Origin of the sequence: Bdellovibrio bacteriovorus HD100 (assembly GCF_000196175.1) — a bacterium.
Classification (GTDB): Bacteria; Bdellovibrionota; Bdellovibrionia; order Bdellovibrionales; family Bdellovibrionaceae; genus Bdellovibrio; species Bdellovibrio bacteriovorus.
Genome location: NC_005363.1, coordinates 2,754,180 through 2,777,051, shown reverse-complemented (window position 1 = coordinate 2,777,051; position 22,872 = coordinate 2,754,180). Strand labels below are relative to the sequence as shown.

Annotated in this window: 19 protein-coding genes; 11 read left to right on the top strand and 8 right to left on the bottom strand. The window is 52.6% G+C overall.

From position 1 onward, the window contains the following. Positions 1-2 precede the first annotated feature (2 nt). The 4 genes from BD_RS13115 to BD_RS13100 all read left to right on the top strand — a co-directional run bounded on the left by BD_RS13115 (position 3) and on the right by BD_RS13100 (position 7,101). Positions 3-3,281: an Ig-like domain-containing protein gene (locus BD_RS13115; RefSeq protein WP_041583604.1), complete on the top strand. Its 3,279-nt coding sequence runs from the start codon at positions 3-5 to the stop codon at positions 3,279-3,281. Between the two features lie 183 nt (positions 3,282-3,464). Continuing rightward, on the top strand, positions 3,465-5,234 hold the full coding sequence (locus tag BD_RS13110) for a DNA topoisomerase VI subunit B (protein ID WP_011165248.1): 1,770 nt from the start codon (positions 3,465-3,467) through the stop codon (positions 5,232-5,234). Then, a complete protein-coding gene (locus BD_RS13105) occupies positions 5,234-6,397 on the top strand; it encodes a DNA topoisomerase VI subunit A (RefSeq protein ID WP_011165247.1) in 1,164 nt (387 codons plus the stop codon). Before BD_RS13110 ends, BD_RS13105 begins: the two co-directional genes overlap by 1 nt. A gap of 305 nt (positions 6,398-6,702) precedes the next feature. Next, entirely contained in the window at positions 6,703-7,101 is a 399-nt protein-coding gene (locus BD_RS13100; RefSeq protein WP_048349768.1) for a hypothetical protein, read from the top strand. On the opposite strand, the gene BD_RS13095 is transcribed toward BD_RS13100, so the two are convergent. Further along, positions 7,098-7,739: an RsmD family RNA methyltransferase gene (locus BD_RS13095; RefSeq protein WP_011165244.1), complete on the bottom strand. Its 642-nt coding sequence runs from the start codon at positions 7,737-7,739 to the stop codon at positions 7,098-7,100. The genes BD_RS13100 and BD_RS13095 overlap by 4 nt on opposite strands. Before the next feature lie 156 nt (positions 7,740-7,895). Here BD_RS13095 and BD_RS13090 point away from each other — a divergent pair, with 156 nt between their 5' ends. Beyond that, the gene (locus tag BD_RS13090; protein ID WP_144313868.1) at positions 7,896-8,564 is read left to right on the top strand and encodes an energy transducer TonB; all 669 of its coding nucleotides are present in this window, start codon (positions 7,896-7,898) and stop codon (positions 8,562-8,564) included. Positions 8,565-8,618: 54 nt separating this feature from the next. Here the strand turns inward: BD_RS13090 and BD_RS13085 are convergent, their stop codons facing one another. Next, positions 8,619-10,196: an ArnT family glycosyltransferase gene (locus BD_RS13085; protein ID WP_011165242.1), complete on the bottom strand. Its 1,578-nt coding sequence runs from the start codon at positions 10,194-10,196 to the stop codon at positions 8,619-8,621. Positions 10,197-10,283: 87 nt separating this feature from the next. Here BD_RS13085 and BD_RS13080 point away from each other — a divergent pair, with 87 nt between their 5' ends. Both BD_RS13080 and aspA read left to right on the top strand, forming a co-directional pair. After that, positions 10,284-11,324, top strand: coding sequence for an MBL fold metallo-hydrolase (locus tag BD_RS13080; protein ID WP_048349876.1), 1,041 nt, complete (start codon positions 10,284-10,286; stop codon positions 11,322-11,324). A gap of 14 nt (positions 11,325-11,338) precedes the next feature. Then, positions 11,339-12,757: an aspartate ammonia-lyase gene (gene aspA, locus BD_RS13075; protein WP_038450101.1), complete on the top strand. Its 1,419-nt coding sequence runs from the start codon at positions 11,339-11,341 to the stop codon at positions 12,755-12,757. Here aspA and BD_RS13070 read toward each other — a convergent pair. Further along, positions 12,754-13,788, bottom strand: coding sequence for an FUSC family protein (locus tag BD_RS13070; protein ID WP_011165239.1), 1,035 nt, complete (start codon positions 13,786-13,788; stop codon positions 12,754-12,756). The two genes, aspA and BD_RS13070, sit on opposite strands and share 4 nt — an antisense overlap. 80 nt (positions 13,789-13,868) lie before the next feature. After that, a complete protein-coding gene (locus tag BD_RS13065) occupies positions 13,869-14,732 on the bottom strand; it encodes a substrate-binding periplasmic protein (protein ID WP_011165238.1) in 864 nt (287 codons plus the stop codon). A gap of 45 nt (positions 14,733-14,777) precedes the next feature. Between BD_RS13065 and BD_RS13060 the strand changes: the two genes are divergently transcribed. Next, positions 14,778-15,962 carry an RtcB family protein gene (locus tag BD_RS13060; RefSeq protein WP_050792925.1) on the top strand — a complete coding sequence of 395 codons (1,185 nt, stop codon included), beginning with the start codon at positions 14,778-14,780 and terminating at the stop codon, positions 15,960-15,962. Here the strand turns inward: BD_RS13060 and BD_RS13055 are convergent. The 4 genes from BD_RS13055 to BD_RS13040 all read right to left on the bottom strand — a co-directional run bounded on the left by BD_RS13055 (position 15,959) and on the right by BD_RS13040 (position 20,761). Further along, positions 15,959-16,438 (bottom strand): hypothetical protein, encoded by a 480-nt coding sequence (locus BD_RS13055; RefSeq protein ID WP_011165236.1) that lies wholly within the window; start codon positions 16,436-16,438, stop codon positions 15,959-15,961. The genes BD_RS13060 and BD_RS13055 overlap by 4 nt on opposite strands. Positions 16,439-16,588: 150 nt before the next feature. Further along, a complete protein-coding gene (locus BD_RS13050) occupies positions 16,589-17,185 on the bottom strand; it encodes a DUF4360 domain-containing protein (protein ID WP_011165235.1) in 597 nt (198 codons plus the stop codon). 82 nt (positions 17,186-17,267) lie between these two features. After that, positions 17,268-17,984, bottom strand: coding sequence for a DUF4360 domain-containing protein (locus BD_RS13045; RefSeq protein ID WP_041583603.1), 717 nt, complete (start codon positions 17,982-17,984; stop codon positions 17,268-17,270). A gap of 140 nt (positions 17,985-18,124) precedes the next feature. Continuing rightward, the gene (locus BD_RS13040; RefSeq protein WP_011165233.1) at positions 18,125-20,761 is read right to left on the bottom strand and encodes an ATP-binding protein; all 2,637 of its coding nucleotides are present in this window, start codon (positions 20,759-20,761) and stop codon (positions 18,125-18,127) included. Between the two features lie 120 nt (positions 20,762-20,881). Between BD_RS13040 and gloA the strand changes: the two genes are divergently transcribed. The 3 genes from gloA to BD_RS13025 are packed head-to-tail and all read left to right on the top strand — an operon-like array spanning position 20,882 to position 22,872. Next, positions 20,882-21,391, top strand: a complete 510-nt coding sequence (gene gloA, locus BD_RS13035) for a lactoylglutathione lyase (protein ID WP_011165232.1) — start codon at positions 20,882-20,884, stop codon at positions 21,389-21,391. A 4-nt stretch (positions 21,392-21,395) separates the two neighbouring features. Continuing rightward, positions 21,396-22,148, top strand: a complete 753-nt coding sequence (gene mtgA, locus BD_RS13030; protein ID WP_011165231.1) for a monofunctional biosynthetic peptidoglycan transglycosylase — start codon at positions 21,396-21,398, stop codon at positions 22,146-22,148. A 55-nt stretch (positions 22,149-22,203) separates the two neighbouring features. Next, positions 22,204-22,872 (top strand): AlkZ-related protein, encoded by a 669-nt coding sequence (locus BD_RS13025; RefSeq protein ID WP_011165230.1) that lies wholly within the window; start codon positions 22,204-22,206, stop codon positions 22,870-22,872.

Sequence of the window (22,872 nt, the reverse complement as noted above, 5' to 3'; positions counted from 1 at the left end):
GTATGAACGCCGACTTGGCTATACTCACCAGTAAGCTCACTCAAACTCAAAGCCTGAATGCGGCCTATAAGTCAACATCGCTTGTTCCGGTTCGCTGGTCCACCGCGGATGCGGATGTGCCCCCGGACTATTTGCGTTTGGAGGCGTCGGCTGATGGTGGGTCCACATGGATGGTGATCCAAGATCGTCTGACGAACTCGGGCTCTTTTGACTGGGATATTTCTCATCTGGCCGATGGCAGCACTCACCATCTGCGTTTGACTGCCGTCGTTCGCGATGCCCGGGAAACTTTGCAACTGGGATCGTTCCTGATCGATGATCAGCCTCCGGTACCCGGCGCTGATCAGACGGTGTCTGTGACCGAGGACATGTCCGCGCCTTTTGTGCTGAATACTCCCAGCGACAATGACCAGTACAAGATTCAGATTGTGACCGCGCCGACCCGGGGGGCTGTGTCGGGTTGCGGGGGCAGCAGTGTTTTGAATTGCACTTACATACCCTCGTTGAATAACGACATAGATGACAGCTTCACTTACAAAGTCGTGGATCGGGCCGGGAACGAAACAGCACTGGTCACAGTGACGTTGGATCTGCAGCCGGTGAACGATGTGCCGGTCATCACGACCCTGGCTTGTGCCGGAAGTATCGGTGAAAACTACGCTTACGCCTGCGGGATCACGGCCACCGATGTGGATCTGCCTTCGCCTTTGACCTTGACCTATCATCTGGATACCGCCACCACCTGCGGACCTTGGTTGAGCATTGATGCCAACAGCGGGGCTGTGACCGGAACTCCTTCCGCTGCCGAAGTCGGAACCACCTGTCATGTGGCGGTGTATGCTGAAGATGACGTTGCCGGACAGTCAGCGATTTTTGCCTGGGAATTAGCGGTGACGAATTCTCCACCGATCATCAACGTGACGGGCGGTCCGTACAGTATTTCTGAAGACGCCGCGCTGGCCGAGGTGATTTCAGGCGCCAATGTTTCTTCCATTGAAGAGGCCGGCAGCACTTATTCTTTGGTGACACCGACGGTGGCGGGCGATCGCTGCGAGGACCATGCGATGGTTCCGACAGCGACAAATTACAGCATTGATCCAGTGACCGGGGCCTTTTCATTCCGGCCGGCCGCGGACTATCAGGGTGTTTGCCAGATCCGTATTGCGTTGACGGACTCTTTCCCTTCCACCGGCTATGCCGACGTGGCGGTCACGGTGAACAACGTTCAGGATGCGCCTCTGATTGCAGTGGGCCTTGCACCTTGTGCCGCCAATGTGGATGAAGATGATGAATACAATTGCATTGTGGCGATCACAGATCCTGATCCGGAGACAGTGACTGTCTCCCGGGATGTTTCAGACACCTGCACCTGGCTGACGGCCACGCCATCAGGAAATGGCCGAGTGGTGACGATTTCAGGCATACCAGGCGATGAGGACGTGGGGACATGCCGTCTGGCCATTCATGCAGAAGATCCTCAAGCTGCAAGCGATGTGCAGTTCATCGATATCACTATTGCCAATACAGAACCGACATTGACGATTGGAACACCAACCGTGCTGACCGAAGATGATCCTGCGTTCTCGGCCCTGGTGGATGTGCTAGGCGCCGCGGCGGTAAGTTCTTTGGATGAAGGCTTCGGCACTTATTCTTTGGACTATACGGGCCTGACCGGCACCGCTTGCAATGACACCTCGGTGGTGGTGACGCCGGCGACAGATTTTGTGATCAGTGCGGCGACAGGGGCCGTCAGTATCAAGCCGCGTGCTGAATACTTTGGAACCTGTTATGCAAAGATTCGCTTTGATGACGGCAACGGCGCGGGTAATTCTGTGGTCGAGCAGGAAATTGCTGTTATCGTGCAGCCGGTGAATGATGCTCCGGTGATTACGTCTATTCCCACCACACATGAAATCCTGCTGACACCGGGTTCGGCGACGGCTTCAAGTTTCACACTCACGGTGGATGTGGGCCCCGCCAATGAAGACACGCAGAATTTAGAATTGATCTGCACCAACTCAAACACTTCGCGCCTGACCGTCGACTGCACGCAGACGCGGGTGGGGGATGGCAGTCTGACGGTGAATCTGTCGGCCAGTGCCGGTGTCGATGCTGCGGCCACAGTGACCGTGAAGGTGCGGGATAACGGTGGCGGTACCAATGAATCATCCGTAGCCAGCATTGCGGTGTCGATGACCGATGCGGTGGTGCTGGCGCCGATTGCGGCGGACACTTTGAATTACAATATTTATGACCAGGCCGTGGCTCAGTACAGTGGAGCTGTGGCAGCTTCGCCTCGCACCTTTGTCGTGCGAGTCAATCCAACGGTGAAAGTCTCCAGCAACGATCCCGCACTGCCAGCAATGCGCACGGGTTCTTTGGCGGCAACGGCGCGGGTTCGTTTGATCAACGATGGTTTGATCATTGGCGCTGCGGGTGCGGGCGGACTGGCTCCGGCGGCAACTGCAGGTTCTTTGCGCATGGGGCAGCACGGAGGAACAGCGTTCAAAGTGGAAGCTCAATACGCCAACGTCACTATTCTGAATAACGGCATGATCTATGGCGGTGGTGGTGGCGGTGGTCGCGGCGGCACTGATGACAGTGATGCCGGTGCCGGCGGAGCCGGAGGTGCAGGGGAAGGACCTGCCGCCGCAGCCGTGAGTGGAGCTGCCGGCGCCTCCAGTGGTGGCAGTGGTGGGTCTGCGGCAACCGCTGTGGCGGGGGGAGCCTCTCCGGCGGGGGATTACACCCCATCTAACGGAGTCGCACGCATTCAGGGAGCTGCCGGACAGGGGGGAAGCACTTGTTTGATTGGTTCAGCCCTGGGGAACAATCCCGGCGAAGCCTTCTTCGGGCGCGGTGGATTCGGTGCGGGCTTTGGCGGTGGTGCCGGAGCGTGTGATGTCACCTTCGGCGGTGGCGGCGGTGGCGGTCACTTCGGTGGTGGTGGTGGTGCCGGTGGTCTTGCTGACATGAATGACGCGGGCAATTTGAACACCGATACCAACGGATACAACGGCGGCAATGGGGGCGCAGCTATTGAAGTTCCAAGTGCTGTCAGTGTGCCCGCGGATATTGCGATCTCTATTGTTCCGGGTGGCGGCAGTCAGATTGCCGGCTGCGTGTGGAATGATATTTCAGGTGTTTACCTTTCAAATGTGGCGAGTGACACGGATATCAACAATCGTGTGTTGACCTACTCATCTACGGCCAGCCAGAACGTCAACAGTCCTTCCGGGCTGAAAATCTGGTCAAATGGGCGTGGAAAAGCCTATCGATAGCTATGAAAAAGGGGGGTTTTTAGACCCTTCCAGACCCCCTTTTTAAAGCCTACCAGTTCCTCGCATTTAAATTTACGCCAAGCATCACCGAGCCTTAAGTCTTGCTTTGACCCCCTGCGTTCGGCTTAACCTATGAAAGTCATTCATTAAAATTCGTTAACATCGTGTAAGGACCAAGCAACTGTGAGCAAAATTACCAAAAGTAGCACAGCTGAATATTTTGCTAAGAACCTCCAGCAGGTGGGTTTCTCATCTCCTTTGAAGGCCGTTTTGACGACCTTGAAAGAAGCCGTGGATAACTCATTGGATGCGTGTGAGTCGGCCGGCATTCTGCCTGATCTACTGGTTGAGATCTCCAAAGTGGGAGCAGGCTCAACTAAAAATACTGATTTGATTCGCATCGTTGTTGAGGATAACGGCCCTGGTATCGAAGGTGAAGACCTGGCCAAGGTTTACGGTGAGTATCTGGCTTCTTCCAAATTCGGTCGTGGTCAGTGTTCCCGTGGTCAGCAAGGTATCGGTATCTCTGCGGCGACGACGTGGGCGCAGATGACCAACGCCCGTGGGGTCAGTGTTGTTTCCAAAACCAAAAAAATGCGTAAAGCGATCTCCGCGCAAGTGGATGTCGACATCAAATCCAATACAGGTGTTCTGAAGAATAAAGAAACTTTGGATTGGGATCGTGAACACGGCACGCGTGTTGAATTCGTTCTTGATGGACGTATTCAACTGAACGGTGACGGCGGTCTTTTGACCTACATTGAGGGCACTATCCTGGTGAATCCTCACATGACCATCACGTACAAGCTGACGGACGCGGACTTTGTAACCGTGACTCGCGTAAGCACGGATGTTCCGAAAGTTCCGGAAGCGTCTTTGCCGCATCCTCACACTTTCAAACTGGGGGAGTTCATCACTCACTCCACTTTGTTCGGTAAAACGACTTTGTCCAAGTTCCTGAAAACGGGTTTTTCCCGTATTTCTGATCAGTCCATCTCTGATTTCGTGAAAAAAGGTCTGCCAAAAGGTCTTCTTGAGAAGCCTTTGACCGCCTTGAGCGAAGAAGACTTCAAAAAAGTCTTCCAGGCTGTGCAAAACACAGACTTGATGGCTCCAAGCACCAAGTCCGTTCTGACCGTGGGTGAAGAGGCGTTGTCCAAATCCATCACTCGTCTGGGCGAAATCGACTTCTTTGCGGTTGTGACTCGTAAACCGACTATTTGTGACTTCAAGCCGGTTGTGGTGGAAGTGGCATTGGCGCGTTTCAAAGACCGCAATCAGCAAAACGATTCTCCAGTGACTTTGCTTCGTTTTGCCAACCGTGTTCCGCTGCAATTTGATAAATCCGGTTGCGCGATCACATGGGCCATTGAATCTGTGAACTGGAAAGCCTATGGCCTGGGTCAGCCTAAAGACTCTTTGCCACTGGGCCCGTACATCTTCGCGGTTTCCATCGTGTCTCCGTTCATCAAGTTTAAAAATGCCTCCAAAGAAACGATCGACGCTTCCGAGGAACTGGTTGCGGAAATCCGTCTGGCTTTGATCCAAGCTGGTCAAAAGCTGTCCCGTCACATCAAAAAAGAAGTGAAGGAAGCGGATCTGGAAAGAAAGCTGGCCCACATTGAACAGTTCGGTCCGATCCTGGTTGAAGGTTTGGCAAGAATCATCAATGCGCCAGAGTCCCGTAAGAAAAGAGCCGAAGAGGGTTTGAAGAAACTTCTGGGCCGTGATTCCGAAGACGCGATGGCGGATCTGGAAGCGGCGGAATCCAAACTTCTTGAGCAGAAAAAACGCGACAAGAAAAAAGGCATCGCTCACGGTGACGAGGAAGAAATCGATGTGATTTCCTCCAGTGACCTGGTGGAAGAGGCTTCCGAGGTGCCGCAAGGAACCAAGAAAACCACCACCAAAAAGACTGTAACCACTAAGAAAACCACTGGGAAAAAAGCGTAATGGCAAAACTACTCAGCATTCGCGATTTGAAAATTGATATTCCTAAAGAGGCCCGCATTCTTGCGGACAAGATGCTGAAAGATCTTGAGTCTTCCAAGCGTCCGGTTCTTGAGGCAGTGAAAACTTCTTTGGACAACTCTTTGTACAACGCCAAAGTGGGTTACCTGACTCCGGGTGATAAAGTTGTCCGTACTGAGCTGAACGTTTCTTCCGTGCAAAAACTGGCGCGTGTGGTGTTCCTTTTGGAAATGCTTTTGCGCAATCTTGAAACCGGCACTGTGAATACAAAGCGTGAGCTTTATTACATGTGTAAAGGTGAGATCAAAGGCAACCCTCGTCTGAAACCTTTGGATTTCGACGATCAGCCGGAATCGGATGCAATCATCGACTTTATCGGTGATATGCTGGAAGTGTACCGTGAAGAACTGAACGTTTTCGCCAATGACCGTGGTGGACAGACCTATTCCCAGCAGCTGGTTGTGACGGAAACTTTGACAGACGGGGACAAGGCCGTGATCGACCTTTCCACTTTGGGAACTTCACCGTTCCAGCCAAAGAACAAACCTCAGGCTTTGAAACTGAAGGCGAAAAAGAAAATCGACTTCTGTCTGATCGTAGAGTCCGAAGGTACCGCGAATACGCTGGTGACCATGGGCTTCACCAAACGTAACAACTGTATCGTGATGGGTGCTCAAGGGGTTCCATCCAACGGTGTGCGTGGCTGGGCAAAGCTGATCCAGGAAGAATTGGATGTTCCAATGTACTTCTTCGGGGATCTCGATGCGTACACCATGCAGAACATCTTCCGTACTTTGAAAGCCGGTTCCGCGGCGTCTTTGATCCGTAATGCCGACTTCTCTGCTCCGAACGTGAAGTTCCTGGGCGTGTTGCCGGAAGACGTGAAAAAATACGATCTGCCTCACTACAAAGTGAAAGAATCCGATCCTGCCGAAGCACGCGCTTTGAAAAAAGCCAAAGATGCCTTGGAAAACGATCCGTTCTTCCTGGACAAAAAGAACAAAAATCTGGCGGACATCCTGCGCTGGTTGATCAAAGAAAAGATTCGTTGCGAGCAGCAGTCCTTCTTCTCCGTTGACCCGAAAGATCCAATCAAGACAGAAAAACTGATCCTTGAGAAAATCAAACGCGGATCTTACGTTTAAGATTTTTCAGTAAAACGAAAAAACACCCAAAGCCCCTGTCCTCACGGATGGGGGCTTTTTTATTGTCGGCAGCCCGGCAGTCGGCCCCGCCGGCAGAGCTGGAGCGCCGGCAGGCGCGCAAGCTGGAGCAGCTTCAGCACTCCCGGCTACCGCCGGAACACTATAAACTCTTCAATTCCCCCAGCTATTTCCGTCATTTAGGCGGTTAGAAAGATGAAACTTCGGTAGGGTTCGGGAAAAGCCCTTTCGGAGTAGGGTGAATTTTGTTAAATAAACCTCGAATTTTTAAAAACCGGGAGTTTTCCATGAAAGCCATCGTATTTGCCTTTGTCGCTTTGTTTGTATCTGTTTCCGCTCAGGCGGATGTATCACCTTCAGTTTTTGCCAAGTGTTCCGGTCATCTGGGTGACGACACGGCAGTTTCATTTGAGATGCTGGACACCGCTGTTGTGAATTTGAAGCAGGGTGTGCTGGCGACGTTCGACGGTGATTTTGCGGTGAACATGGTGTGTGAAAAACTAAAACCTTCTCTGCACAAACCGGACAACACTCCGGCTTACGAGTGCGTTGAAAACCGCGCGGGTGACGGCAAGTACATTATCAATCTGGTGTACGGTATCAGCGGTCACCTGGTCGGGCAGATTCAGCATGAGCAGATCTTCCCATTGAAGCCACTGACAATTGGCTCCGTGTTCTGCCGCTAGTTGATCAAAATCAAAGGTGTGCCGCGAATATCGGCCACCTTTTTTATTTCACGGCGCCCGCTCAGGATTTTGCGGGCTTCTTCCAGCGGATTCCAACCGTGATCCTGCAAATCGCGCAGTAAAACAAAGGCCCGGCCCCCGGGATTTAAAGCGGCATCAATCCCGCGAATCAAATTAGTAAAATCAGAATCGATAAAGAAGCGGCAGCGGTTTTTAAACTCTGACGGCGACAATTTTCCCTGATTGGTGCGGAAGTAGGGTGGGTTGCTCAGGATCAGATCATAGCGGCTGCTGAATTCAGGTGTCAGCAGGGCTTCGTAGTTCAGATTCACGAAATTCACTGCAGGCTTTTGCTGTGCAAAGGCTGTCAGGTTTTTTTCAAAGTGATCGCGGTAAACTTCCTGCACTTCCATAAAATCAAAGCGGGCGGGGTAGGCACGCTGTTCCTGTTTGCAGTGATACAGAAAGTCCAGGCCCACGATCCCGCAACCCGAACACAGATCCAGCGCCGTCATTTTGCTCAGGTCTTCCGGCAAAAACTCAAAAACCTGGCGCGCCAAAAACACCGAATCATGGGAAAAACGGTATTCCTCGGGCTGGGAGTAATTAAAGGTGAAGTGCGGGTTTAGGGAAGTCATCAGGGCCTAGGTTTTAGAAGCACCCTTGTTAAATGTCCATTTTTTCATTTCGCTTTCATTAGCAAAAGCTCAGATCTAAATTAATTACATTTGAGCCCATTTTTTGGTCCCCGTATTGAGTTTTTGGGGGCAAGAACCTATAAATTGCCCAAGGCCATGTTCAAGAAACAATTCTCATTATCTTTCACTATCAACCGTTCCGTGACCCTGTCGGTGCTTCTGCATGGCGGGTTGTTTGCGTTGGCGGTGGGCATGGCGGCTCCGGAAGTGGTTCCTTTGCCAGTCGGTGTGGAGCTCCAGTACGGGGATGGCGGCAGCGTTCAGGCGCCGCAACCAGAGTCCCAGATCAAAGCCGCCAAGATGAAGGCCCCGGTTGTTGCTGACAACTCGGAAGGCCCGGCCATCAAAACTGAAAAAGTCAGTGAAGCAGCTCCTGAGCCGGTCCCGATGGGTAAGGCGGCGGGGTCTTTGGCGGGAACTTCTGCGCAGGGTGCATTGGAAGGCCGTGAAGGGGTAGCCAACGGGATCGAAGTGTCCCCCGAGCAACGTTACCTGTACGAGATCAAAAAGCTGCTGGAGCGCCGTAAGCGTTATCCAATGCTGGCCAAGAAAATGGGTCAGACGGGGAAGGTCACCATGCGCTTTACGTTGGCGCAGGACGGTTCGCTGCTGACCACAGAGATCGTGGAAAAGACACCCTATGATTCTTTGAACCAGGCGGCTCTGGATCTGGTCAAAGGCATTCATGGTTTAAAGCCCTTCCCGCAGGAAATTCAAAGAGGTTCCTGGTCGATCACAGTTCCAATTGAATATGTTTTGAACTAAAAAAAAAGCCGCTTTGCAGAGCGGCTTTTTTTATGTCGTTAATTTGGTGCGGCTTTACTTCGTGATGCCCTGGAAGTTGCGGCAGAAATACACGTTGAAGGTTCGCGCGTGGATGCCGTTGCGGAACGTCTTCAGTGTTTCCTTGTCACAGCCATCCCAGGCCGCCCACTCCATCGGATCTGCCGGATACTTTTCTGTGCTGACGAAGATCGCGTTTTGTCCCTTGAGGTTGTTCATTTCCTCTGGGGATTGCATCACGGTGTAGTGACTGACGGTGGAACTTAGCATGTACACTTTTTGTTTTGTGCCCCAGGTGGTCTGCGCGGTGTTTTCATAGCGGTGAGCCGCGATGAAGGGTTTGCTGCCGCTTTCAGCGTGGATTTCGCGCTGACGACGGTTCACAAAACGTCCCAGGTCTTCCCAGCCGGTGAACTCATTGCTGAAATCATAAGTGGTCTGCCACTCGCCATTCGGATTGAACAGTTTGTAGGCTTTAGGAATCCACGGGTAAGCAAACGGCGTGTAGCTGATCAAAGCCAGCAACACAAAGAAGACGCCAACACCCCAGGTGAAGACTTTGCTTCGCGCCTGGACAATCTGACGACGACCCCACACCAAACCTTGAGACCAGATCGCTCCGGCGCCCATCAAAAGCAGGGTGTACGCAGCACCGCTCCAGTGAGGTTTGTATTCAGCCCACAACGGCTGTGGATAGAAGATCGCAATCGAAGGCAGGGTCAGGCACAGCAGGAATCTCCAGCGCGCCTCGTGGCGTTTGATGAACGAAGTAGCGAACGCCAGCGCAATCATCACGTACAGGAACGGAGTTGCAAACAGCAATTGAGCACCAAAGAACACCAGCCAGCGGCCGATGTCAAATTTAGCGCCGGTGTGACGGTCGTGGAACTGATACTTGAAGCCCGGCCACTCGTGCAGATGATTCCACAGGAAGATCGGCGTTGCCAGCACAGTTGCAATCAGCAAGCCCACCCACGGCCAAGGTGTCAGCAGGTCTTTGCGGCGGGAAGGTGTTGCCAGCAGGTACAAGCCAAAACCCGGCGCCAACAGTGCGATGATAAATTTGGAATTCAGGCCCAGTCCCATCAGGATGCCCAGCCAGATCCAGGTTTTTTTCACACTCCAGGCTTTGCCGTCTTCACGCACGCCTTGCCAGAACACGTAGGACGCCGCCACCCAGCAGAACATGAACGGAGGTTCTGGCGAGGCCACGTAGCCGCCAAAGCCCCAGAACGGAGACCAAAGCAAAACAACGCCGACAAAAATCGCCGCCCAGTCGTCAAACAAATCCCGTGTCAGTTTGTAAAGCAGGATCACTGTGCCGACAAAACACAGGAAGCCCGGCAGGCGCACACCCAGGTAGGTATCACCAAAGGCGCTGGTGGTGATGGCCTCCAGCCACGCAATCATGGCCGGATGGTCGAAATAGGAAAGCTGGGGCCATTTAGCCCAGGACCAGTGATAAGCCTCGTCATCAATCAGACCGATGTTGAGCGAAAAAAAAGCTCGGAAAATCAGTGTCAAAATGAACAGGATGGTGACTTTTTGCGAGAGGTTTTGCTGCTTCCAGAATTCACGAATCACAGGGGTGTCCTTGCTGGGGAGTTCGGTCATTTTGTCAAAGCTCTGTCGTATTATCTTGGGGCGTCGGTGGCAACCAAATTCTTGCCTACAAAGCCGCTCGGTGAGACTCTGCGGGGCATGAAACTGACCATGATCACTGTGGCCGGGTTGTTTGTGTTTTTGGGGTGCCAAAGTTTCCGTTATCACGACCCCCAGAAGCCGCATCGCGGAGCAACCCAGTTTTACAATAACTATGACAATTCCCCCAAAGCCAGCTTCTGGAAGTGGCAGTGGGAACGTCTGACGGGGCCCCGCCACGAAGAGCCGCCGTTCAATCCGCCTGTGTTAAAAACCGACACGGATTTTTTGCGTCAGAATAAGAACGAAACCACTTTGACCTGGATTGGGCACAGCTCCTTTCTGCTGCAGCTTCAGGGAAAAAACATTGTCACCGATCCGGTGTTTTCCGAGCGTGTGTCCCCAGTGAGTTTTATGGGGCCGAAGCGTTTGGTCGCGTTGCCGTTTGAACTAAAAGAACTGCCTCCGGTGGATGTGGTGCTGATATCTCACTGCCACTATGATCATCTGGATTTAAAGACCCTGCGTGATCTGAATAAACAGAATCAAGGCAAGACCTTGTTCCTGGTTCCTTTGGGCAATGCCGATCTTTTGAAATTCGAAGGGATTGAAAACGTCAAAGAACTGGATTGGTGGGATCAGATCACTCTGGATGATTTGACGATCACCTTCACTCCTGCCCAGCACTGGACTCAGCGCACTCTCTGGGATCGCAACCAGAGTTTATGGGGCGGCTGGCATGTGCAGTCGGAAAAATTCAAATTCTTCTATGCCGGGGACACCGGGTATTCGAAAGATTTTTCAGATGTGCACACGAAGTTTGGCAATGTTGATCTGGCGCTGATCCCGATTGGCGCCTATGAGCCGCGCTGGTTCATGGGTCAGCAGCATGTGGATCCGGATGGAGCAGTTAAAATTCACAAGGACCTTCATTCCCGCCTGAGCATTGGGGTACACTGGGGCACTTTCCGCCTCAGTGACGAGCCCTTGGCTGAACCGCCTCTGGAATTGGCAGCGGCAAGGGAACGGGCCGGAATCAGCGAAAGTGGATTCCGCGTGATGATGCACGGTGAAGTTTTGAAATTGGACAATAGAAAATAGATTTGGAGTTAGTGATGGAAAAGTTCCGCGTAGAAAAAGATTTGCTGGGTGAAAAGAAAGTCCCTGCGGAAGCTTATTACGGCATTCATACCCTGCGGGCGATGGAGAACTTTCAGATCTCGGGCATCCCTGTCGGAGCCAATCAAAGTTTCGTGCGTGGTCTGGCACTGGTGAAAAAAGCCTGCGCGTTGGCCAATGGTGAACTGGGCACAATCCCGGCGGATGTTTCCAAGTCCTTGGTTGAAGCCTGTGACATCGTTTTGCAGGACCCGAAAAAATGGGGTCAGCAGTTCCCATCCGACGTTTATCAGGGCGGCGCGGGGACTTCGATCAACATGAATGCCAACGAAGTGATTGCCAATATCGCATTGGAAAAACGCGGTCTGCAAAAAGGCACCTACGCGGTGATCAACCCTAATGATCACGTGAATAAGTGCCAGTCCACGAATGATGCTTATCCGACCGCTTTCCGAGTGGCGCTGTATGAACACCTGAACGGAACTTTGGCGGCGCTGGATTCTTTGGCTTTGGCCTTCGAGAAAAAAGGCAAAGAATTCCAGAGCGTTTTGAAAATGGGCCGCACGCAGTTGCAGGATGCAGTTCCCATGTCTTTGGGGCAGGAGTTTAACGCTTTTGCCACTTTACTAAAAGAAGACGGTCGTCTGATCCGCACTGTTCAGAAATTCATGCTGGAAGTGAACTTGGGGGCCACCGCGATTGGGACTGGCATCAACACACCTCCGGGTTATGCGTCTTTGGCGGTGCAAAAGCTGGCTGAGGTCACCGGGCATCCGTTTGTTCAGTCGGAAGATTACATCGAAGCCACCAGCGACTGTGGTGCCTACATCATTATCTCTGGCGCACTGAAACGCACGGCAGTGAAACTTTCGAAAATCTGCAACGACTTGCGCTTGCTTAGTTCTGGTCCGCGTGCGGGCTTGAAAGAAATCAACCTGCCTGAAATGCAGGCGGGTTCTTCCATCATGCCGGCAAAAGTGAATCCGGTGATTCCGGAAGTTGTGAATCAGGTCAGCTTCAAAATCATCGGCAATGACCTGGCGATCACCCTGGCGGCCGAAGCAGGGCAGCTGCAGCTGAATGTGATGGAACCTGTGATCGCCTCCAGTCTGTTTGAGTCTTTGGATCTTTTGAAGAATGCCTGTGAAACCCTGGAACATAAATGTGTGAAGGGTATTACGGCCAATGCAGAACGCTGCCGGGACTACGTCATGAACAGCATCGGTATTGTGACTTATCTGGATCCGATCATCGGTCACGATGAAGGCGACCGTATCGGAAAAATCTGTGCGGAGACCGGTCGCAACGTGGCTGAAGTGGCCCTGGAGCGAGGCGTGGTGACTCAGGCGCAACTGGATGAACTGTTCTCAATGGAAAATCTGCTGAACCCGAAATACGTCGGCAAGAAGCACTAGCTGCGGCGTCGGAACAGCACCTGCGGGTTCACCAGCAGGATGCCCGCCAGCGCCAGCAGGCAGCCGATGCCTGTGGCTGTCAAACGCACCGTCGGGGTGTGCAAATCACCCCGCTGCAAGTTCGGCATATCCAGAATTATCAAAAGCATCACGGCCATGACCGCAGAACCCAGCCAATAGCTGCGGATGATAGACCACGGCCCCCAGAAACTGACCAGACCCAGAATCACTATCGCCAGCCAGGGTGAGTGAACAGAATAGATAATCAGATCTGCGACAATCACGCCGACCAGTGTTCCAAAAAAACGCTGGATGCTGCGGTAAACGCTTTGTTTGATTTCCGGGCGCATGATGATCAGAACCGTCCCCACGGCCCAGTAGCCATGGTCCACCTTCAGAATATCCACGGCAATCAAACTGAACAAAATTGCCAGTGCATATCCGGCGGCATACAGATGCCGGGACTTTTCGGTGGTGATGGATTCTTTCAGTGTTGTGCGAAGGCGGGTGAAGGGATTTGGATTGTGCCGGCGTAAAAAAACCAGAGTCGCCAGTGTCACGACAACACACAGGTATCCCAAGAAAGCATAGGACACGATCGGCACAAAGTAATGTTCCAGGGCTCCGGAATAGGCCCCCGCCAAAACCTGAAAGATTGAAAACAGCAGGGCCCGTTCAAGTTCGGCACCTTTGCCTCCGCCCATCAGTCCCAGCCAATACACCAGGCCCAGCAAAATGGGTATGAACAGGGCATTGTGCTGGTGGGTTAGAATTCCCAGGGACAGGCCCGCGGCCATCATCAGGAAGGTCAGAGTGATCGTCCACAGTCGATGCCCCAGGGTTCCCAGGTGGTCATTGAGCGGAAGCAGAAATCCCATCAGCGAACCAAAGATTGCCACCGGCAGCTGGCCCATGAAAAGACCGATCACAAGTGGAATTGTGGTGGAGAAGGCGCAGACGAACATGCGAGGCCACGGGGATGGCATCGGATTGATTCGCAGCACTTCGTCGACATGTTCGCGCAAACTCATAGACGTCAGTATACTCCGGGTCCGGTGCCTTATGAAAAAGAAAATCAAACTTGAGCATGACGTTGATGTGAATATGCTTCTTATTTTAATTCGGGAGGCTGAAATTTCAGGAGCTCAGCCACGCGAGGTTCTTTAACAGGCTTTTCAGCAAGCCAGAGCGCGGGGTGTGCCGGAGGCAGTGAAAGAAAAACCTCTGGGGGGGCCTTCAGATTCAGAAACCATTTTTTATAAAGATGTTCAAATTGCCCGGAGCGTTTGATTTCTTCAAAGGCCGTCTTCCATTTTGTGATAGTCAAAGGGGATGTCCCTCGGGAAAATGCAAAGTAAAAGGAACTGTGAGTCAGCGACAGCACTTTGGTGAAGGGGTTGGAGTTGTATCCGGCCCGACGGAAAAGCTCTGTGACGACTAATTCATCATCGCAGATGGCGTCCACTCGTCCCGCCATCAGCATCTTGGCGGCATTGACGGACGAATTCACAGGCACGATGTTATGGAAGCCTTCCTGCTCCAGAGTATTCTGAAAGACAGTGCCGCGATGGGTGGCGATGCGGAAGTTTTTTTTCAGTGATTGCAGGGTCACTTTGCTGAGGTCGTGAGTGCCGCGCACGTAAATCGCGATTTCGCCATTGGCGATGGGACCCACCAGAGTGAAAAGCCTTTCGCGTTCGGGATTGCGGGCCACGGTGAACAGCAAAACATTCGGCTGGGTCACCGCAAGATGGTAGGCCCGGGGCCATGGAAGGACTTCAATGCTCTGGGAAAGGGCGGCCGACTTTTGAATCATGCGGGTAAGATCCACGGCCATGCCTTCAGCTGATCCGGAATTTTCATAGGTAATAGGCGGCCAATGCTCGGTCACAATTCTTAGTGAGGATTGTGATGCAAAGCTTGCCTGCCCCAGTGGCAGCAGTAAAAAAATAATCAAAAAAAACAGCTGCGACATGTGATAATCTTATCACAGATCAAACACCGGTGGAGGAAGTGCAATATGCCAGTCCTGTCGAATATCAAGTCTGCTCATGTTCCGGTAAAAATCTGGTCTCCGGATTCCGAAGTGGAGTCACAAGCACTGAAGCAGCTTCAGAATGTTGCATCGTTGCCATTTGTTTTTAAGCACGTGGCTGCGATGCCTGATGTGCATCTGGGAATTGGAGCCACTGTCGGAAGCGTGATTGCCACCAAAGGTGCGGTGATCCCTGCGGCGGTCGGTGTGGATATAGGCTGTGGCATGATCGCGGCACGTCTGAACGTAAATCCCGAGATGGTTCTGCATGATTTGGATCGGTTGCGTGCAGGCATTGAAAGTGTGATTCCCTTGGGGCATGAGTCCAACAAACGCCTCACCAAGGAGGTGCAAAGCTGGCAGGGCTGGAAGCACATGCCAGAGTCCGTGTCGCTGTTGCGCCTGAAAGACCGCGCGTCCCATCAGTTGGGAAGTCTTGGCGGAGGCAATCACTTTATTGAAATCTGCACGGACGAAGAGGGCTCGGTGTGGGTGATGCTGCATTCAGGCTCCCGCAATGTCGGCAAAAGCCTGGCTGAGGAACACATCCGGGGTGCTAAAAGTGAAATTTCGCGTCTGGCGGTGAAACTGCCGGATCCGGATCTGGCGTATTATCTGGAAGGCACCAGTGAATACGAAAATTACATGCGTGATCTGGAATGGGCGCAAAGTTATGCTCTGGAAAACCGCGAAGAGATGCTTCGTCGGGTGATGGAGGTGATCTCTCATCACGTCGGCAAAAAAGGGGCCCCGCTGCCGCACTCGCTCAAGGTCAACTGTCACCACAACTATGCCACGCGGGAGGTTCACTATGGCGAAAACGTCCTGGTCACACGCAAAGGGGCCGTGCGTGCGCGTAAAGATGATCTGGGGATTATCCCTGGCTCCATGGGGGCAAGGTCGTACATCGTGCGCGGCAAGGGCAATGCGGAATCTTTTGACTCCTGTTCGCACGGGGCGGGCCGGCGGATGTCACGCTCTGAAGCCAAACGTCGATTCAGTCTTGAAGATTTGCAGAAACAAACAGCGGGCGTGGAGTGTCGCAAGGATGCCGGGGTGATTGATGAAATTCCCGGAGCCTACAAGGACATCGACCAGGTGATGAAAAATCAAACAGATCTGGTCGAGGTCATGGCGGTGTTAAAACAGGTACTGTGTGTGAAAGGCTAGTTGCGTTTTTTGCGGGACTGCTGGCGGTGAGTTTCCTGCCAGTTTTTTCTGTGATGCACAGTCTGATGTTTTTCCATTTTGGTTTCAGGCAACTGTTGCAGGTGCGCCTTCAGTTGGGAATGCAGCGGGAGCAAACCGGCACCGGACATCAAAAGATCGCGGTATTGCTTTCCGAATCCTTCTTCAACGTGATCAATCAGAAGTTTTTCAATTTCCGCACGAGCGACACCGGCATCTTCTTCCGCAATGTGTTCCAGCTCGGTCAGAATATCGATATCAGCCATCAGGGAGGTCAGTTCGCGCAGCCACATGTATCGTTCTGCGGTCATCAAAACCTGGAACCATTCTGTCGGAGCCGCCTGATAACCCACTTCGCGGTCGAACTGCTCTTTCAGGGAATTCAAAACTTCTTTTTGCAGGGCCCAAAGGGCTTGGCGGACTTGAAGAGTGGCTGAATGATGAGCGGTTTTTGTCATGGGGTTGGGCTCCTGGTTCACTTTTAAAAGCCGATCCTAGCGTATTTTATCGCCATTGACATCTACTTTTAGCAGCTCTGCAGGAGCCCAGATGGGGTTCTTAAATTAGCGGCAACGTCACTATCTGCAACGTCACTGCCTGCACCGTCACTATCTGCAACGTCTCCATTGCAAGTGGTAGACCAGGCCTGAGCTGATGTCGGCACTGTCCACTGTTGCCAGGGTCTGTTCGCCACGGCCGTTGGATCTTGCCATCATGGATGTGTTGACACGCAAGTTCACGTTCGCTCCGCACGGCGTCCAAACCATAGTGCTGGCAAGAAGGCCGTCAGAGATCGTGTAGCTGTCATTTACCGGACCCATGAATGTGCGGCTGACGCGAGGACCACGGGCGCCGGCCCAGAAGTACTCCGCATCAAAGCGGGACATACCGCCACGAGGCACGAAGTTGAATCCACGGTAGTCGACCTGGATCACCGCCACGCTGTAACCGCTTGGCACTGTCACTGGAACAGAGATGTTACAGGATTTGCGATCCATGGAGCGGCCGTTGCCGGCTTCCGCCACATAGTTGTCAAACAGGATACTGAGTGCTGAAGCATCCGGACTGACTGTGACACTGGCGCTTCCTGCTGGACAGCCGGTACCACCGTAGGCTGGTTGACCCAGGCGAATTTCCTGAGCGTTGGCTTGCAGACTCATGGCAGAGATCATCCCCGCGATTGCGATCAATAGTTTACCTTTCATAAATCCCCCTTGTGATTATGACATTGTTAGTTCGTTAAAAATTAAGTTGTTTCAGTTTGCGCACCTGCCGGTGCTTCAGCCGTTATGGGAAACGCGGTGGTCTTCCCGGATTGTTCGGTCGGCCCGGCCCAGGATCACGCCCCGGTGGCTGATGGACCCCACCATTGCTTGGTCGGCAGGTCTTCCAGGCCAACTGGTATCTTTGTGACTGCACCTGACCATCAATACTGTCCAGAGTGATCTGGGCCGTCAGCAGTGACGACAGATTCAAGTTGCGCGCCATCAGATATGTTGTGATGTACAAAGACTGAATGGAGTTGGCGTTACAGGCCGCCCACGGTGCGACGCGAGTGTCGACTTGGTGACGGATGTAGTAAGTGTCGTTGTAAGGTCCGCGGAATTCCTGCGCGCGGAAATTATAAGTGCCGCCGTTTTCATAGCCCGGACGCTCATTGCGGGGCTTGCTGCCGTCGAATGAATAAAGCGCCTGATGAGTCACCATCGTTCCGGCTTCTGCATAAGCAAAGCCGCGATAGTCTGCAGAGGTCACAGCAAAAGTCCATCCTGCGGGAACCTGGAAGTTCACCTTCAGTTCGCAGTTCAGTCGGACAATCGGGCGGTGCATGGTGGATTCAGCGATAAAATTATCCAGAAGCAAAGAGAACGTCTGCGCATCCGGAGAGATTGTGGCGTTGTAAGTTCCTGCCGGACAGCCAGTGCCAACGGCCTGAATGCTGTGAATACGGATGCCGGGTGGCGTTTGAGCCAAAGCGGCTGGTGCCGATAATAATAAAGACATTCCTATTAATGATGTGATTCCCCGCCAGATCATAATATTTCCCCCCGGAAACTGGTGACATCGGTCACCTGGGAATCCATATAGCAAGGGTCGGGCCAGCGTTGGCGGTGGCAGCATGGCTCCACCGTTGTCGTGACGCACTAGCGATGCTGGTGTCGTTCTTCGCTCAGTTTTTGAATATGATTTAACAGATCGGCTTTGCGCAGGGGTTTGATCAGGTGCAGATTGCAACCGACCGAAAGACTGCGATCAATTTCATTTTTCAGTGCAAAGGCAGTGAGGGCCCAGATTGTGGAAGCAGGTCGCTGGTGGTCTTGTTCCCATTTGCGGATCTTCTGGGTGGCAGTAAAACCATCCATCACTGGCATCTGCATATCCATCAATATAAGATCAAAGCGCTGCTTTTGTGCCAGTTCCAATGCCTGGCGTCCATTGCAGGCCTCGCTGATCTGGTGGGGAGTGTTTTTCAGGTACGCCTTGATCAGCAGACGGTTGTCTTCCGTGTCATCAACAATAAGAATGGACAGGGGCTCCTGCTCTGCTGCAGGGCCGGTTGGAACCTGGCTGATTTCTTCGGCGGTGTGTTCACCTTCCGCCGGCACGTCCCGCAGCCATGGCAGATTCAGACTGAAGGAAAAGCGGCTTCCGCGGTGCAGTTCACTTTCAACGGTGATGTCTCCGTTCATCATCTTAACAAGACGCTTGGAGATGGAAAGTCCCAGTCCGGTGCCGCCGAACTTGCGGGTGATGGTGGAGTCGGCTTGAGTGAACGGCTGAAACAGCTGCGGGATCTTGTCGCGCGGAATGCCAATACCGGTGTCGCTGACGTGGAAGATCAGATTGCCTTCCATTTCTGTCTGGTTCTTCATCACCTCCACCCGGATCGAGCCATCGGTGGTGAACTTTAAAGAGTTGCTGATCAGGTTGGAAAGCACCTGGCGAATGCGGGTCGGGTCCCCCATGAAAATGCTGTGCGTGTCTTCGCTCAGATAGACGGACAGCTCCAGATTTTTCTCCCGGGCCTTCAGCTCAAACATCTCGGTGATATCGTTGACCAGGCTGTGCAGATCGACTTCAGTCTTTTCCAGCGTCAGCAGGCCGGCCTCGATCTTGGATATGTCCAGAATGTCATTGATAATGCTTAAAAGGTTGTGACCGGCCTTTTTTGAAATATCCACATAGTGTTTCTGGTCTTCGTTCAGCGGGGATTCTTCCAGCAGATCGGACATGCCGACGATCACATTCAGCGGAGTGCGGATTTCGTGGCTCATGTTGGCCAGGAATTCGGACTTGGTTTCTGACGCTTTTTTCAGTTGCACGTTCAGATCAATCAGATGCTGGGTTTTTTCATCCACGATTTCTTCCACCGTGATAATCCGGTTGGCGATGGTCAGCAGCAGTGTGCAAATCAGAAAGACGAACACCAGCGATGTCAGCAAAAACACCGCGGTATTGAACGCCGAGCCCTGGCGCAGGGACGTGTCCTGCTGGATGGTGACCTCCCAAAGGCGGTCGCCGATCTCCAGGTGGGAACTCCATCTGAAGTCAGCGTGGAAGTCGCGGCCGCCGCTTAATGTATCCACCATCAGTTCCCGGTTGGAGGTTTGCGTGACATCCTCGATCAGCACCCGATAGCTGGGATCGTTCAGCACACCGGTCAGATCCCGTAAAATTCCATCCAGGCGAAGAACCTCCAGCAGCACTCCTTCGGGGCGTCCAATGGCCAGAAGCAAAAAGATGCCGCGGGCCTGGGGATAGAACTCGCGCAGATTCATGGGGCCGGAGGTGATCAGGCGTCTTTTTTCCAGGGCTTTTTTCAGCAGGGCCTGGCGGTCGGGATGGGTGCCAAAGTCAGTTCCCAGAACCTGACTGTTGGTGGGAAGTGGTTCGATGTATTCGATGCGCAAAGTTTCTGGTTTGTCCTGGTTATAGGGTATCCAAGCCAAAGCCTGAACCTCGGGGCGGCGAGAGTGCAGGGTGCTTGAAAAGTCCCGGAACTCCTGACGGGTCACAGATGTTGAGCTGTCAAAGAAGCTTTTTAAGGACTCCAGCATATCGATGTTGCCGTTAAAATCTTTTTCCAGAACGTTGAAGGTGAACTCGGCCTTGCGGGTGAACTCCGCGGATTGTTTTTCTTGCTCTGACAGAGTCAAATACTGGGAAGCCGAAAGAATCAGTGCAAAGGCCACACACACCGGGACCAGAACCTTGGTGACGGATTTAAGCCAGTAGCGGCGTGACTGGGTAGAGAACATCAGGGCCAGCGGGGCAAAGATCAGCCCGCCAATGGCATCGCCGACGAACCAGTAGATCCAGTTCATCGAGGCGTTTTTCTGCGACACCACATCGTTCAGATAGAGCAGTCCCACGCCGGCGCTGGCGCTAAGCAGGGCGGCGACGGGACCGGCCAGAAACAAAAACAGAATCACTTCGCGTTCAAGATAGAAGCGTTTGGGGAAATGGAGAAATCGTCGGATTAGCAGGGCCGCGACAATCACTGAAATTGTATTGCCCATGGAGATCCCCAGGGGCAGCAGCAGATTTGAAATACTTTCCATGTGGCGGGCGTTGACCAGGAAGGCCCCAATCAGAACTCCGGGCCAGCGATTGATTCCTAAAAGCAACAGGGCCGCGATGCTGATACCAAATGGGGGCCAAACCAATGACGCATAACCGGGTGGAAGCGCCAACAAAAGTCCCAGGCGTCCTGTCAAATAGTACAGAACAAAAATAAGAAAGATCTGAACAGCCCAGTTTTTTAAAAGTCGTTGGAACATAAACCCATTTTATCGGTGTTCCAGAGGGGAAACAATCTATACCTATTTACCCTCTACCAAATGCCTTTTTGTACTGTTGTCAAAAGCATGTTATGAATAGGCCACGGTTAGGAGAATTCCATGTCAAACATCCCTGGGGTGTGCGTGAGCCCCGACAAAGAAACACAGAAGTATGTATTCAACCACACCATGCTTAGAATCAAAGATCCTAAAGCCTCGTTGGATTTCTACACCCGCGTTTTGGGGATGAAGCTGGTGCGCAAACTGGATTTTGCGGAATGGAAGTTTTCTTTGTACTTCCTGGCTTATGTTCCGGAAGGCACCGATGTTCCCACTGAAAATGAAGCCAATGCCCGTTATGCCTTTGGTCGGGAGGCTGTTCTGGAACTGACCCATAACTGGGGCACCGAAGAACAGGAAACCACCCCGTACCACAATGGCAATACCGAGCCTCGCGGGTTTGGCCATATCTGTATTTCAGTCCCGGATATTCAACAGGCCTGTGCGCGCTTTGAATCCCTGGGTGTGAATTTCCAAAAACGTCTGGGCGAGGGTGGTATGAAAAACATCGCTTTTGTCAAAGATCCGGATCAATATTGGATTGAGGTGGTTCAACCAGGTCTTTTGTAAAAACATGCGCAGTCGTTGGCAAACTCTTAGAAAATGGATCGTGAAAGCTGTTCTGCTCTTTTTTGTGAGCAGTCTGGGATTCGTTTTGCTTTATCGCTTCGTACCGGTGCCGCTGACACCTTTGATGGTAATTCGTTCGGTCAGTTCGGTGTGGGGGGAAGAATTTGTCGGCATTCACAAGGACTGGGTGCCGTTGGAAGAGATTGCCCCCTCCGTGCAAAAGGCTGTGCTGAAAGCCGAGGACTATCGTTTCTTTGAGCACAACGGCTTTGACTTTGACGCCATTGAAAAGGCGATGAAGTACAACAAGACCCACAAACGGAAAAAAGGGGCCAGCACCATCACCCAGCAGACCGCAAAGAACGTGTTTTTGTGGCCCCAGCGTGATTGGGTTCGCAAAGGTCTTGAGGCCTACTTCACCATCCTGATTGAATCAACCTGGCCCAAAGAGCGCATCATGGAAGTTTATCTGAATGTGATCGAGCTGGGCCCGGGGGTTTACGGGGTCGAGGCAGCATCGCAAAAGTATTTCAAGCGCAGCGCCAAGAATCTGAATCCCTATCAGGCGTCTTTGATTGCTGCGGTACTTCCGAACCCGCGTCGTTTTAGAATTGATCGCCCCTCTAACTATGTTGTCGGTCGTCAGCGCCGCATTTTGAATCGCGTGGCTCCCGCCATTCCCAAGGCAGCCGATGCTTCACTTCTGGACTTTCTGGATCTGAAGTTTGACAGCGAAGAAGACGAATCCGCCAATTAAACTTTCCGCTGCTCAGAGGGTTGCGCCTCTGCAAGGTGCAGACTAGAATTTCCCCATGAGTTCAAAAAAGAAGAAAACGCAGATGGTGAAGGCAATCAACCAGCGGGGATGCCTGCTGGTGTATCCGCTGGAAAATCGCAAAGAACCCGCCAGCCTGTGGTCCGAACTTTACCCGCGCACCAAAATGCGCTGGGAGTGGGACCAGGATGGTGACAACCGCGTGGCGGAGATGTGGGTTCTGCGTGAAGAGCTTTCGCGCAGTGAAGAGGTCATTTATGCCAAGTGGTTCCGCAACCGCGCGACTTTTTTTTCGAAGGAAGTTTTTCTGAACATGCTGGCGTATCTGGGAAGCTCGCAGGGGCGCATCCAGCTGCCGCGCTCCAGCCAGGAGGCTTTGGACAGTTTTCTGCTGGATTCGCCGCAGTCGACCAAGGTGATCAAGGAAAATCTGGGTTGGCAGGGAAAATTGATGGAAAGCCATTACAACCGGGCGATGAAGCCGTTATGGAGCTATCTGTTTCTGGTGGGCTATGGTGAAGTGCAGGATTCCAGCTTTCCTTCTTTGAACATGGCAGCGGCGCAAAATCTTTTTGAAGACTTGTGGTTGCAGTCTCAGTCCCTCGATCCACAAAAGGCCGAAGCTTTCCTGGAAAAGAAGCTGGGCTCTGACAATCCGTTTTTCAAGTACGCGCAGAAGATGGCGAAAGGCAGATCCCAGCTTTAG